The organism is uncultured Hyphomicrobium sp. (assembly GCF_902826555.1).
Taxonomy (GTDB): Bacteria; Pseudomonadota; Alphaproteobacteria; order Rhizobiales; family Hyphomicrobiaceae; genus Hyphomicrobium_C.
Genome location: NZ_CADEFI010000031.1, coordinates 1 through 13,941, shown reverse-complemented (window position 1 = coordinate 13,941; position 13,941 = coordinate 1). Strand labels below are relative to the sequence as shown.

General features: G+C 63.0%; 13 protein-coding genes. 6 read left to right on the top strand and 7 right to left on the bottom strand.

All coding sequences use genetic code 11. The features are described 5' to 3' along the window. Nucleotides 1-23 precede the first annotated feature (23 nt). Nucleotides 24-767 (bottom strand): MBL fold metallo-hydrolase, encoded by a 744-nt coding sequence (locus QZV93_RS12920; RefSeq protein ID WP_295559031.1) that lies wholly within the window; start codon nucleotides 765-767, stop codon nucleotides 24-26. 248 nt (nucleotides 768-1,015) lie between these two features. Between QZV93_RS12920 and QZV93_RS12915 the strand changes: the two genes are divergently transcribed. The 5 genes from QZV93_RS12915 to QZV93_RS12895 all read left to right on the top strand — a co-directional run bounded on the left by QZV93_RS12915 (nucleotide 1,016) and on the right by QZV93_RS12895 (nucleotide 6,077). Then, a complete protein-coding gene (locus tag QZV93_RS12915; RefSeq protein WP_295559029.1) occupies nucleotides 1,016-2,632 on the top strand; it encodes an ATP-binding protein in 1,617 nt (538 codons plus the stop codon). Nucleotides 2,633-2,857: 225 nt separating this feature from the next. After that, entirely contained in the window at nucleotides 2,858-3,037 is a 180-nt protein-coding gene (locus QZV93_RS12910; protein WP_295559027.1) for a DUF1289 domain-containing protein, read from the top strand. Continuing rightward, nucleotides 3,037-3,744, top strand: a complete 708-nt coding sequence (locus tag QZV93_RS12905) for a TIGR02281 family clan AA aspartic protease (RefSeq protein WP_295559025.1) — start codon at nucleotides 3,037-3,039, stop codon at nucleotides 3,742-3,744. Before QZV93_RS12910 ends, QZV93_RS12905 begins: the two co-directional genes overlap by 1 nt. A 27-nt stretch (nucleotides 3,745-3,771) precedes the next feature. Beyond that, nucleotides 3,772-4,338, top strand: coding sequence for a TIGR02281 family clan AA aspartic protease (locus tag QZV93_RS12900; protein WP_295559023.1), 567 nt, complete (start codon nucleotides 3,772-3,774; stop codon nucleotides 4,336-4,338). Between the two features lie 239 nt (nucleotides 4,339-4,577). Then, the gene (locus QZV93_RS12895) at nucleotides 4,578-6,077 is read left to right on the top strand and encodes a phosphomannomutase/phosphoglucomutase (protein WP_295559021.1); all 1,500 of its coding nucleotides are present in this window, start codon (nucleotides 4,578-4,580) and stop codon (nucleotides 6,075-6,077) included. A gap of 38 nt (nucleotides 6,078-6,115) precedes the next feature. On the opposite strand, the gene QZV93_RS12890 is transcribed toward QZV93_RS12895, so the two are convergent. Continuing rightward, nucleotides 6,116-6,943 (bottom strand): sulfite exporter TauE/SafE family protein, encoded by an 828-nt coding sequence (locus QZV93_RS12890; RefSeq protein WP_295559020.1) that lies wholly within the window; start codon nucleotides 6,941-6,943, stop codon nucleotides 6,116-6,118. A gap of 11 nt (nucleotides 6,944-6,954) precedes the next feature. Beyond that, a complete protein-coding gene (gene dusA, locus QZV93_RS12885; protein WP_295559019.1) occupies nucleotides 6,955-7,965 on the bottom strand; it encodes a tRNA dihydrouridine(20/20a) synthase DusA in 1,011 nt (336 codons plus the stop codon). Between the two features lie 132 nt (nucleotides 7,966-8,097). Between dusA and QZV93_RS12880 the strand changes: the two genes are divergently transcribed. Beyond that, nucleotides 8,098-9,192, top strand: a complete 1,095-nt coding sequence (locus QZV93_RS12880; RefSeq protein ID WP_295559018.1) for a site-specific integrase — start codon at nucleotides 8,098-8,100, stop codon at nucleotides 9,190-9,192. Nucleotides 9,193-10,525: 1,333 nt separating this feature from the next. On the opposite strand, the gene QZV93_RS12875 is transcribed toward QZV93_RS12880, so the two are convergent. The 4 genes from QZV93_RS12875 to QZV93_RS12860 form a co-directional block, all read right to left on the bottom strand. Next, nucleotides 10,526-10,849 (bottom strand): DUF736 family protein, encoded by a 324-nt coding sequence (locus tag QZV93_RS12875; RefSeq protein ID WP_295559016.1) that lies wholly within the window; start codon nucleotides 10,847-10,849, stop codon nucleotides 10,526-10,528. Between the two features lie 698 nt (nucleotides 10,850-11,547). Beyond that, a complete protein-coding gene (locus QZV93_RS12870; RefSeq protein WP_295559014.1) occupies nucleotides 11,548-12,585 on the bottom strand; it encodes a MaoC/PaaZ C-terminal domain-containing protein in 1,038 nt (345 codons plus the stop codon). Nucleotides 12,586-12,709: 124 nt separating this feature from the next. After that, a complete protein-coding gene (locus QZV93_RS12865; protein ID WP_295559012.1) occupies nucleotides 12,710-13,183 on the bottom strand; it encodes a hypothetical protein in 474 nt (157 codons plus the stop codon). A gap of 125 nt (nucleotides 13,184-13,308) precedes the next feature. Continuing rightward, entirely contained in the window at nucleotides 13,309-13,740 is a 432-nt protein-coding gene (locus tag QZV93_RS12860) for a hypothetical protein (RefSeq protein ID WP_295559010.1), read from the bottom strand. Nucleotides 13,741-13,941: the final 201 nt, after the last annotated feature.

Sequence of the window (13,941 nt, the reverse complement as noted above, 5' to 3'; positions counted from 1 at the left end):
TCTTCCCTTGGATCCCCGAGCCCTTAGAGCTCCAGTTGCAGGCCGTCCTCGGCGAGGTTCACCTGAGGATGGCGCATGGCATCCCGGTTGGCGAGCGCTTCCGGACCGAGATGGGTCAGCAGCACCCGCCTGGCCCCGAGCTTCGGAAGATTGGTTTCGATCGTTCGCCAGTTGAGATGATAGCGGGCCTCCCGCTCGAAGGCGAAGCATTCGCAGATGAAGAGATCGGCCCCCTGCGCCGTCGGCACCAGGGTGTCCACCCATTCCGTGTCGCCTGAAAACGCCAGTACCTTGCCGTCCACCTCGAACCTCAGCGCATACGAGGTCGCGCCCGACGGATGGCTGACCACGAACGGCGTCGCCGCGACACCCGCCTCGTCGAGCCGTTCGAAATCGCGATAGGTGCGGAACGTGAGGTTGAAACGCCGTTCAGAGCGTGTCGAGCCGGGGAAAAGTGCCTCGGCCGCTGTCGTGAAGCGCTCTTCGATGCCGGCCGGGCCGACCACGGTGAGCGGGGCGGTACGCCCCGCCACATGCACGGCGTGGATCAGCCACCACACCAGCCCACCGAAGTGATCGCCGTGGAGATGCGACACGAAGATTGTAGATACCGAATTTGGATCAATGCCTTGGCGGAAAATGCCCGTCAGGGACGTGGCCCCGCAGTCGATCAGGAACTGGCCCCCGCTCCACGTGATGTGAAAGCAGGTCTGCAGCCGGCCCCCGGAACCGAAGGCGTCGCTTGATCCAACGATTGTGACTTTCATGTCGGCTTCCCGCGCGCTTCGCCGCCTTTTTTGCTTCACCCTGCAGCGCTGCGCGCCGTCCGACTGTTCCCAAGGGAACAGGCCAGGCCGCCCGGATTGTCTCGGGTAAACCCATCGTTAGCGAATTCTGGGGAGAGTAGCCCCTGGGCAGAGCCAACGACCTATCATTCTCGCATGCCGTGCCACAAGCCCTCGTGCCGCCGGTTGCGAGATGAATTGGCCGTCGTGAGATCTGCACGGCGGACGGAATGGACAAAGAAACCAGAGCCAAAATTCTCGCCGATTTGAGAACGCGTCACGCAGCCCGCAAACGCGCTGGCGAGGACGTGAAGGCCGCGCGCGACCGCCTCATGCGCGGCAGCGACATCAAGCCCGAGTTCGAGTTCGAGCTCATGGGCATCTTTGCCAGAAACGAGCTTTCCGCCGCCGTCACGATCTGGGCGCTCGCGGCCATCTTCGCCTTGGCCTCCATGTTCTGGGCACCGTGGGCGGAGGGCTGCTTGTGGCTCCTGCTCGTGATCGCCTCGAAGGTCGTCCTGCTCGAGCTTTGCCGCCGCTTCGTCGCTCAGGCCAAGATCGACGACGACCTTCGTCCCTGGCGTCGCAAGTTCTTCTTGGCCGAGCTGTTCTCGGGATTTGTATGGGCGGCATTCGCGCTCGTCGGCATCAACTCGCCGGATCAGGTCGTCCAGTCGGCGGTATTTTCCTCGCACGTCTTCATCTTCGCGTCGCTGATCGTGCTGCTTGCAGTCCGCATGACCTTCACGTCGACGATGATGAGCCTGCTCTACGTCGGCACCGTGCCGATGACGCTCGCCGTCTCCGCACGCCTCATCATGCTGCACGAGCCGTTCTATTACGCACTCGCGACCATGGCGGTCGGCGTCCACGTCTACTTCGTGTTTCTCGCCAAAGGCCTGCAGCAGACGACGCTGCAGATGCTGGCCTTCCGCGCGCAGAAGGACATCCTTATCGCCGAGCTCGACGAGGAAAGACTGGTGAGCGACGAAGCGCGCAAGCGTGCCGAGGCCGGCAGCAAGGCCAAGTCGCGCTTCCTCGCCACGATGAGCCATGAGCTCAGAACGCCGCTCAACGCTATCATGGGCTTTTCCGAGGTCATGAAGGATGAAATGTTCGGCGAGCACACGGCACCCATCTACCGCGAGTATTCGAACGACATATACGAGAGCGGCCGCCATCTGCTTCAGCTCATCAACGAGATCCTGGATCTGTCGCGCATCGAGGCCGGCCGCTACGAGCTTGTCGAAGAGCGTGCCCACCTGGGCGACATCGCACAGGATTGCCAGCGCCTCCTGATGCTGAGAGCCACCGGCAAAGGACTGCAGGTTCACCTCGCCGTCGCCCCGGATCTGCCTCAGGTCTGGATCGATGTCCGCGCCATGCGCCAGATCTGCCTCAACCTGCTGTCGAACGCGATCAAGTTCACTCCCAAGGGCGGCTCGGTCGCCATCACGGTGGTCCAGACCGCGGACGGCGGCCAGACCCTCATTGTCCGCGACACCGGTCCCGGCATTCCGGCAGACGAAATCCCGAAGGTGCTGCAGGCCTTCGGTCAGGGCTCGCTCGCCCACGAAACGGCCGAAGGCGGCACCGGCCTCGGCCTGCCGATCGTCCAGAGCCTGATCGAGCTGCATGGCGGCACGTTCGATCTCAAATCCGAGCTGCGCAAAGGGACAGAGGTCAGCGTCACCCTTCCGCCCCAGCGCGTCCTGGCAAAAGTCGCCCCGCTCCAGCCCCTCGGGGCCGAACGCCATCGCCAGCCGCCCGCGTCGAACCGCCAGCCGCGCCTGCGCGTTGCGCCGAATCCGACCACACCCACCTCGCGCCCGCCGCGCGTCGCTTGAAGCCATGCCCCTCGCTTCCGGACCCCAAGTGGAGAAGCAGAAGCAATAGAGGGGGCACGCGGCGGCGGAGGGAGCCACGATTCCCTCACACTTTTGGGAGAGGGCCAGGGAGAGGGGCGCACAGGCCACGTTCCCGAATGACGGAGCATCGGAAGTACCCTGCGAGCCCGTTTGCCGCGCCACTCCCCATTGAGCACCCGCCCCGGACTGCCTAGATTGCCGCCGATGGAAACACCCTGCATCAAGGTCTGCGTTATCGATCCCGCGAGCGGCCTCTGCGAAGGCTGCCGCCGCTCGCGCCATGAGATCGCCTGCTGGAGCTCCTATACCGACGCCGAGCGCCGCAGGATCATGGTGGAGCTCAAAAGCCGCCAGCCCGGCGCCAAGGTTCGGAAAGCTCCCTGATGCTTGCAATCCTGTTCGCCGTCCTCGTCGGACTCGTGGTGCTGTTCCTGTCGCTCAGCGGTGACACGGATCGCCTGACGGCCATCGCCGGCGATCACGCCGGATACATCATCGGCCTGCTGGCTCTGGGCGGTCTTTATCTCGTCTTTTCCGCCGGCGACTACCAGGGCCGCGCGCGCGACGCCATCCGTCACGCCCTCATCTGGCTGGCGGTGGGCCTCGCACTGATCGTCGGCTACGCCTATCGCGAAGAGCTGAGGACGGTCGCGTATCGCGTTGCCGGCGAGGTTCTTCCCCCGGGACACACCCTCCTCGTCGAAACCGCACCGACGGGCGAGCAGGCCGTGCGCCTGCGCCGCCAGGAGAACGGCCACTTCGTGGCACGCGGCACCACCAATGGCGTCGGCATGTCCCTCCTCGTTGACACCGGCGCCTCGACCGTCGTCCTGAAGCCCGCCGACGCCGAGCGCGCCGGCATCGACATCAAAGCCCTGTCGTTCACCACTCCGGTGTCGACGGCCAACGGCACCACATATGCGGCCCCTGTCCGCTTGAAATCGGTCTCGGTCGGCCCCCTCGAGGTGCGCGACGTCGAGGCCTTGGTCGCCCAGCCGGGCGCATTGACCGAGAACCTGCTCGGTATGAGTTTCTTAAAGCGTTTGCGCTCCTATGAGTTTTCCGGCGATTTCCTGACCCTCCGGGGTTGAAGCGCCACCATTTGGAGAGCCCGCGACATGGCCCTTTCCCCCGGCACGCGCTCCCTGCTCGGCGAGCTGGCGAGCTGGACCGCCGCGGCTGCCATTCTCGTTGCCGGCATCGTTCACTACGACACGTTGCGCTCGACGCTGGTCGCGGCCGTAGGCGTGGACCAGGCTCCGGTCAGCGATAAAGCGGCAATCGAGGCGCGCCCCGCCACGCCGCCCAGCGCAAGCGGCAGCGAGGAGCTTAAGGCGCACGCCGATGGCCACTACTACGCCCGCGCCGAGATCAACGGCCGCTCCCTCGACGTCATGGTCGACACCGGAGCCTCTATGGTTGCATTGACATACGAGGACGCCGAGCGCGCCGGCTTGAGACTTCGCCCGTCCGATTTCACCGCCCGCGTCTCGACGGCCAACGGCTATGCCGCAGTCGCGCCCGTCACCCTGGACCGCGTGAGCATCGGGCGCATCACCGTCCGCAATGTGCACGCCGCCGTCACCGAGCGCGGCCGCATGGATAAAACCCTGCTTGGCATGAGCTTTCTATCCCGGCTCGAGCGCGTGGACATTAGCGCAGGCCGCCTGCTCCTGGTCGAATGACATCCCCGCGGCCCGACCATCCGCACTCCTGAACGTTCAAGCCGGCCAGGCGTTTACCCATAAAAGCGTATGACAAAAGAGCGCGCCGTCCGAGCTTGGACGGGGACCCCGGAGTGCGCATAAACTGCGCGTACACGAACTTACGAGGGCCGCACCGCTTTTCGCCGCAATCCATTTGCATGACCGCGCCGCCCGTTCCCCGCAGCACACATTCGGCACCCAGAGACAAAGGCCCGTCGATGTTCCCCAAGCCCCGCGCCGACCTCAAGCCCAACACCGCTGACTTCGAGCGCCTGCCGCTCGTCAAGCCCACCGGCTTTCGCGAGTACGACGCACGCTGGCTGTTCCCGCAGGAAATCAATCTGATGGGCCTCAATGCCGTGGGGCTCGGCATGGCCGCTCTCTTCGACGAGCGCGGTGTCCCGAAGCGCATCGTCGTCGGCCACGACTATCGCTGGTATTCGGCGTCCGTGAAGCAGGCGCTGATCACCGGCCTTCTCGCCGGCGGCTTCGAGGTGCACGACATCGGCCTCGCGCTCTCGCCCATGGCCTACTTCGCCCAGTTCGAGCTCGACGTCGAAGGCGTGGCCATGGTCACCGCCTCCCACAACGACAACGGCTGGACCGGAATCAAGATGGGCCTTGCCCGCCCGCTGACGTTCGGCCCCGACGAGATGAGCCGCCTGAAGGAGATCGTGCTTTCGGGCGCGGTCAAACCGCGGTCCGGCGGCATCTACAAATTCGTGCCCGACCTTGCCGAGCGCTATGCAAAAGCGCTGACCAGCCGGGCGAAGATAAAGCGCCCCCTCAAGGTGATCGCCGCATGCGGCAACGGCACGGCCGGCGCCTTCGCACCGAAAATTCTCGAGGCCCTGGGAATTGAGGTGGTGCCGCTCGACGCCGAGCTCGACCACAGCTTCCCGCGCTACAATCCCAACCCCGAGGACATGAAGATGCTGCATGCCATCGCCGAGGCGGTGGTGGCCCACAAGGCGGACGTCGGTCTCGGCTTCGATGGTGACGGCGACCGCTGCGGCGTCGTCGACAACGAGGGTCACGAGATCTTCGCCGACACGGTTGGCGTCATGCTGGCCCGCGACCTGTCGCAACTGCATAAAAATCCGGTCTTTGTCGCAGACGTGAAATCCACCGGCCTCTTCATGACCGACCCCGTTCTCCAGGCCGCCGGCGCCAAGGCGCTCTATTGGAAGACCGGTCACTCCTACATGAAGCGCTACACCTTCGAGCAGAAGGCGCTTGCTGGCTTCGAGAAGAGCGGACACTTCTTCTTTCAGCCGCCACTCGGCCGCGGTTACGACGACGGCCTCGTCGCCGCCATCGCCGTTTGCGACATGCTCGACCGAGCCGAGGGCAAGACCATCGCTGATCTGCGCCGCGCGCTGCCCAAGACCTATCAGTCGCCGACCATGTCGCCGCACTGCGACGATGAGAAGAAGTACGGCATCGTCGAGAAGGTGGTGGCCGACTACGAAGGCATCGCCAGGAGCGGCGGCACCGTGGCCGGCCAGAAGATCCGCGACCTGGTCACCGTCAATGGCGTGCGCGTAACGCTTGAAGACGGCACCTGGGGGCTCGTGCGCGCCTCCTCCAACAAGCCGGAGCTCGTCATCGTCGTCGAGAGCCCCGTTTCGGAAGAGAATAAGATCGCCATCTTCCGCGACATCGAAGCCCGCCTCGCCAAGTTCCCCGAGGTCGGCGAGTACAATCAGAAAATCTGACCGCGCTATCACGCCGACGTTCGACGCCGACCGGAACCCTAAAGCGTCGAAAGGAAGAGCCTGAGCGCCACGGCGGCGAGAAGGGCCGCGAACGCCAGCTCGAGCTTGCGCCGCGACAGACCATGCGCAACGCGCACCCCGAGGGGCGCGGCGACAACGCTCATCGGAATGATGATCGCCGCGCCGAGCACGCTGACGAACCCGAGCGAGACGGGCGGCAGCTCGGGGTTGCCCCATCCCGCCCACATGTAGCCGATCAGCCCGGGGATCGCGATAAACGGTCCGAAACCGCTCGACGTGGCGACAGCCTTGAGAATGGGCCAGCCGCAAAGCGTAAACAGCGATACCAGAAACATCCCGCCGCCGATGCTCATCAGCGTCGAGATGAGGCCGACCGCAAACGCGGCAAGACGAATCAATCCGCTGTCCGGCACGTCGTCCGCAAGACGCCAGTCATCCCGGCCCAGCGCCATCTTGAGAGCGAACAATCCGCCGAACACGATCCACACCCACTTCAGCGCCGTGCCGGAGACGGAGGAAACGAGCGCGATCCCGATCACGACACCCAGAACGACGAACGGGGCCAACCGCTTGAGCACGGCGGTATCGACCGCGCCGCGTTCGAGATGTCCGCGAAACGACAAGATCGCCGTCGGAACGATGACGGCGAACGACGTCCCGAGCGCCAAGTGCATGCGGATGCTGTCCGGCACACCGAGAAGTGTGAAAACCTCGAACAGCACCGGCACCAGAATGCCGCCGCCGCCGACACCGAGAAGTCCTGCGAGGAAGCCGGCCGCCAGCCCGCCGGCGAGAAGGGCGAGGACGAGCCACGCCAGATCACCGTTGGCCAGCCAGGGATCCACGGCGCCGCTCCCTACCCGGCAGCCATGGCATCGGCCGCGATCGCACAACCACGTCCCTCGACGAGCGCGATCGCCTCGACCAGAACATCGAGCCCGGGCCCCTCGCCAACGCCGTGTTCGGAGAGATGGCGGCGGAACTGCCGTGCCCGCGGCTGTCCGTGATAGAGCCCGAGGATGTGCCGCGAGACGGAATTGAGCCGGCCGCCGTCTACCAGATGCGCGTGCACATAGGGCACGAGCTGATCGAGCACCTCGCCACGGGCGAGCGGCGGCGAGGTCACGCCGAAAAATGCCTGATCCACACCGGCAAGCACGTAAGGAGTCTGATAGGCCGCACGCCCCAGCATCACGCCATCGACGTGCGCGAGGTGCTCAGCAGCAGCCTCCAGCGTTTCGATGCCGCCGTTGATGACGATTTTGAGATCGGGCCGCGCCGCCTTGAGCCGGTAGACACGGGCGTAGTCGAGCGGCGGAATCTCACGGTTCTCCTTTGGCGAAAGACCATCGAGCCACGCCTTGCGGGCATGCACGATGAACGTCGTCACGCCGGCGTCGGCGACCGTTGCGATGAAGCGTGAAAGATCTGCCTCGCTGTCCTGGTCGTCGATGCCGATCCGGCATTTCACGGTCACCGGCACGCGCACGCGATCTCCCATGGCGCGCACGCACGCCGCCACGAGATCCGGCTCGGCCATCAGACATGCACCGAACCGGCCCTCCTGCACGCGCGAAGAGGGACAGCCGATATTGAGATTGATCTCGTCGTAGCCGAAGGCTTCGCCAACGGCCGCCGCCTCAGCGAGCTTCACCGGATTCGAACCGCCGAGCTGCAGCGCCAGCGGCCGCTCCGCCGCGCTGAACCCCATGAGCCGCGCACGGTCGCCATGAATAACGGCATCCGCCGTCACCATCTCCGTGTAGAGCCGCGCGCCCTTGCTCATGATGCGGTGGAAGAAGCGGCAGTGCCGGTCCGTCCAATCCATCATCGGGGCGACGCAGAACCTATGATCTTGATTTCTCACGTATTTTGACGCAGTCTCAAAGGGCAAAGAGTGAACGTGTGCACTCGCGTGTGCACTCGTTTTCACGGAACGTCCCGCGAATTCTGCGCGTCACTGCACAGGATTCGCACACGCGGCGAGTGAGTGCACACGATGGCCACCTTCGCAAGACTGAAGTCCGGACACTGGCGTGCCCAAGTTCGTCGCAAGGGGCGCTATGCGTCCGACACATTTCTCCGCCGTCGGGATGCTGAGACCTGGTCGCTCGAGGTCGAGCGCGCGATAGATCTCGGCCAGACCACGCCGACCAAATCCACGAAGGCGCCGATGACCTTCGGAGACTTGATCCGCATCCACGAGAGCGACCTTCAAGAGGTCGGCAAGGCGATCCGCCGATCGAAAGCGGCTGTGCTGGCCGCATTGAAAGAGACCCTTGGCAATACCCGCCTGAAAGATCTGACGCGTGAGCGGTTGATCGAGTATGGCCGCCGGCGCTTCAAGCAAGGAGCGGGTCCCGTAACTCTGTCCATCGACTTTTCCTATATCCGGACCATCCTGACCCATGCCGCTGCCTTGCACGGTGTGAAGGTATCCGCAGAGGAAGTGCGTCTTGCCCGCGTCGCGCTCAGCCGACTTGGCCTTATTGGAAAGGGCAACGAGCGGGATCGGCGGCCGACCGATGACGAGATCGAGGCGCTCATCACCTACTTTGAGAGCAACTCCCGACAATTGATTCCGATGGGGCGGATCATCCGCTTCGCCATAGCAACCGCCATGCGCCAGGACGAATTGTGCCGCATCGAATGGACCGATGTCGACCTACAGAGAAAGACTGTCACGGTAAAGGATCGCAAGGACCCGCGCCGTAAGGACGGCAACCACCAAAAAGTGCCTCTCTTGAATCTCACCGGCTTTGACGCTTGGACCATCCTGCTCGAGCAGAAAATTGTCACCCGTGGCGTTGGCCGCGTCTTTCCCCACAACGGGAAGTCAGTCGGAACCGCGTTCCGCAGAGCTTGCCGAGAATTAGAGATCGAGGATCTACACTTTCATGACCTCCGCCACGAAGGGACAAGCCGTCTGTTTGAGGTAGGCCTATCGATTGAGAGGGTCGCGCTGGTCACAGGTCACAAGGATTGGCGAATGTTACGTCGCTACACCAACCTCAAGCCAGAGGATCTGCACCGCCTACAGAAGCAGGCTCAACTGTCCGAAGGCGAGCACATTGCATCCGTATTGAGCAAGTAGGGCGTAGGGCGATGCCAGCGTTTGCCGTACCGGTTGTAGATGTCCTTCTCGGGACCGGATTTGAGTAAGGAGAGCTTGCGCGTCGCTTCCGTCGCGTCCGTGCCAAACGGGTCGAGGGCATCGGCAGCAAGCGCCTCCATGCCGTGGGTAGCAGGGCGCGTGACGAAAGCGGATGAGACGCGGCAGAAGGCGCGATTGATAAGGCGAGTGATGACCCATGGGATAAAGCTCGCTCTTCGCGTTCTGGCTCTCAGCCATGATGAGGTATTGCGCTAGGGAAGCGCGCAATCACTCCTGGTGTCGCTCAAGGTCGCTCTGGTCTGCTCCCGCCGCTCAGTTCTCGCTCGGAGCGACGTTCTTCTTTCATCAGAACCACACTCATGCCTCGCCTCCTTCTTTTGCCTCAAGCGCATGAGACCCATTCTTGAGGCTTCCCCCCACGACCTCAATTGGGATAAGCGGGTAAACGCGTGCTCATGAGGCGGAGCCAACCAGCGGTGCCCTTCTGAGCAACAATGATCCGCGCCTCTCACGCCTTGGTACAGGATCCCTCAGATCCCCTCGGAGCCGCCGTCGCTCGCTTGCCCCGACCGGCGAGCGGCGGCGGCGGAGAGGGGCATCCCCTTGGTGAGCCAGAGCGCGCCGCTGCGCACAAGACCGTATTGACCTCTCTGCTCTGCTCTGCTCTGCTCTGCTCTGCTCTGCTCTGCTCTGCACTTCACTTGCGGAAACGACCGCAACCCGCATGGGCCGAGACCGCTTGCGGGCTCGGTCGCGCGCCGGGGCGCGCGATAGGGCGTGACCCGACCAACGGGAGGGAGCCGCCTAAAGGGCAGCGCATACTGGTCTAGCGCTTCCACACAGCCAACGGATTAGGGCGCGGCGCCCCCTATTGAGAGCTTTGCACCTTGCTTTGCATTTCGCTTGTGCGCGACGGCGTGACGAGATGGCGTTGGGGACGACAAATTCAAGTCGGCGTCAAACAGCACACAGACCGCGAACAGGAATTTTGAGCGGTAGCGTCATCGGCACTTTGCTGACGTCTGCCAAGTGCCCGTCGTTGTGAGCCTTGACGCTCGAATGACGTCAGTCCTTTATCCTGATCTCAGTCCCTACGCTCTGCCTGTCACCAATTCCTTCATGCAAGTGCATGCGAGTTCATGTTCACGCGTCATCACGCGAACTCATTCCGGGAGCGCACACGCACTGTCCATAGTCTCGAGTGCGCGGCCCGGCGTGAGAGACGGATCGGGGGTCAGCACACCCTGCTCTCAAGTTAAGCAAAAGCCCTCGTGCCGGGAGGGCACGAGGGCGAAGGGGAGAGCGTGAGCTCTTACTCTTGCGGGTTCCAGATCAGCGCATAGACGCTGTCATCGTCCTGGCCTGCCGCCCGGCCGAGGTTCGCGTAGAGCGTCCTCGACCCGAACTCCGGAGCGGCAATCGAAAGCGCGACGTACTCCTTGCCGGAGGTTTGACCCTTGCGGATCCACCCGGCGCCGATCTCGATGCCTTGCGACATCACCCGATAGTCGGGCTGGTTCGGCGACGACTTGTCCGAGACCGGCAGGAGTGCGATCTCGGCGCGGATCGACAGGGTTCTGAGCTCGCCTTCAAAGCGGCCATCTTCGCGCTTCGTGACAGATCCGATGGTAGCCATGTGACTGGTCCTTTCTATTGTCCGGCGAGAGACCATCTCCCGCCGGCGTGCAGGACCCAGCGGCCGGCTCAAGCCCGAGGAACCATCTTGGCCGGAGCGGGAGGACCCGAGCCCAAGGTTTTTTTGCAGCGGAAGCGGCGCGAGGAGCCGATCGGCAGAGCGGCGGGGAACAAAAACCGAGAGCGCGAGGGTTTTCTCCCAGGGCGCCGCCGGCCGTAGTTTGCACGACAAGGGGCGGGGGTGGCTGAGCGGACACGAAAGCAGGGATCGTCACGCCAGCTCGGATTAGATGGGAGCGCACCTCTGGACGCGAGGACGAGAGAAAACCTATCCGCAGGTCAGCACAAGCCAAACGGCTCGGAATAGGCGTCGAAGCCGTCCAGCCCCGGAGATGTTGCAGCATAAGGGAATAGGCTCTCTGTCCGCGTGGGACGCCAATGGACGGCGAAGGACTGCCACACTTTTAATGCCGAAGGGACGTGAGGCCGGGGAGGGACGAACCAAGGCAACGGGCCAGGGCAGGAGACGAACAACCGCCACCTTGATCTGGCCCGCAAGAGCAAGCGCATGCCTCGCCTTCGCGCCTTGGCCCCTCTGCGAGGACATTCGATCTCAACTAGGTTAACGCAAGCAGATTGCGGAACGAAGAGCTTCGCACGTCATCAGAGGCGACTTCTGCCCATTCGCTCAGGTGCCGATTATTGGAACGGCTTGTCGGAGGCCTCTCCGCAACACCGCCCCGTGCGACGCTCAAGGAGCATCTGAGGGTAGAATGAGACGACAGTGTCGCCCCGCCGGTTCTCTCCCACCGCTCCGACAACAAGGAGACCCCAGTCCGGGCGTGAGGTCTCGATCTTGCGCTCGGCCCAGGCACGAAACGTAATCGTCTCGCCCATGCCAACAGGCAAGTGCCACCGCAGGTGCTTCACTCCCACGGCGGGTCCGAGCAGAGGCACCGGCTTGGCCTGCCGTCGAAGTCGTGCGGCCTGATGCTCGTAGTAGCGCACGATGCAGTGCATCCATACTGCTGTCACATGCCACGCGAGCGCTGTCTCATTGCCACCGTATGTCATGCCCGGATGGATGGTCTCGTCATACGCACTTCCAGGCCCGTAACGTGCGCGGAAATCGGCGATCCTATCCATCGTGAAGGCGTACTCGCCAAGCGCGATCTCGTCCCCCGGTGCAACATCCTCAAAGTACTTGATAGCGTGATCGCCCGGTCGAGGGAGCACGCGCGCTGCCCGCCCTTTGCGTATTGGGCAGTCTTTCGGAATCTCGCGACGGGGATCTGTGGGCGGCGCGATCAGACAGCTCATCCGCCACTGCATCACGACCTCCCCGTGCTGATTGCGCACCCCGATGTCTGCTCCCCTGACCCTCGCTCCGCTACCACAGGAACAGGCGGCCTCCCGGGACCAGCGGATCCTGCCGCTCAATACGTCGCCCGGACGCACGGGCTTCAGCCAGATGATGTCATCGAGACCCGCAGTTTCCAAAACGCCCGAGTGACGAGCGATCGCCTCCTCGAGCAGACGCATGATGAGCGTGCATGTATGCCATCCGGACGCCGACAACCCGCCGAGCAGCGTCGCACGCGCAGCCTCCTCATCGGTGTGGAACGGCTGAGCGTCGAACTCGGAGGCGAAACGGACGATGTCATTCTGCGAGACATCTACACTGCCGAGATCGAGCTGCCCCCCGGTTTGGATGTCGTCCCAAAACGAGCAAGACATAGGGCTTCTCCCAAGAGATCACCAATTATTCCGCTCTATAGGAGGAGCCAAAGGGTCACTCGGCACTTAACAAACATCAAGCCGCTCGCAGAGAAAGTGCAGTCTCCATGTCTCACCCACGGCCTTATGCAAGGGCACCATGTGCACCCAGAACGGCCCCTGCCAGTGTCGCGAGGCTGAGCGAGAGGAGAAACCAATGAAGCCGCACCACGAGGCGAAATGTGCCGTCGGGATCGATTGCCGCGCGCTTGCGGAGCCAGCGGTGCAGAAAAAGAGGCTCGGCGATAAACAAGACGAAAGTGAAAATCACCCAGATCCCGACCATGGCATGCATCCACCAGAAGGCCGGATCGAGAAAGCGGTCAAATGCAGAAAGCCGCCACGTCATGTAGAAACCTGTAAGGCCGGCAACGGCCGTCGAGATTCGCGCCTGCCGGCCGAAGCGGCCCTCAATGACCTCGAACATCCGCAGACGCTCGGAAGCCTCAGCCAGGCGATCGATGGCGGGAAGGATAACAGTGGTCACCATGGCCACGCCGCCAATCCAATGGACGATGGCAAGAACGTGGAAGGCGCGCGCGACGGTAAGGTCGTCCATTTTTTAGGCCCGGTCGAATAACGGATCACTTCCCCCATAGATGACGCATGGAACTGCCCCGCCAATATTGACCAATGTCAGGTCAGCCCTACGGCATTAGCCAGATATCTGGCTGCCAGATCAGCCTAATTCGGCGTAAGTTTATATTTGGCATGGCACGCTGTGCAGTTGGCGAGGATATCGCCGAGCTGCTTCAACATTTGAGATTTGGATTCGCCCGCTGCGGCAGAGCGGGACAGAGCATCGAATTTCTGATGCGTGTCCATACTGAGCATAAGGAACTCTGGCGGCAGACGAACCGCAACTGAAGCTGGGACCCCGCTCAACATCCCCACCCCACCGTTTTTTGCGCTCTCTGATACGGCGACACGCTTGTTGTGGTGCAATGCTTCGACGATCCCTTGAACGCTTGCGAGATAGCGCTGCATGCCCTGACGCAGATGCTCGCTCTCCTTAACGGAGAGCCGGATGGCGACGCGCTCCTCGGAACCACGAAGAGAGCTATTGAGTTGATTGCCGCAGGCTCCCAGGACAAAACTCGTCGCGAGCATGATCACGGCGCACCGGCCCGTCGGCATTACAACTGGCGAGAGGTCTGCAACTATTTGCAGGGTCGGGCTTCGACGGCGCATCCCCACCCACTTCCAGCTTCTTCACATTTGACCGATTTGCTCGCGGCACGCGAAAACCTCGCCCAGTCGCTTCCATATTCGAGGTCCACAAACCCTGACCAGGATGCGATTGCCTCGACCTCGGCC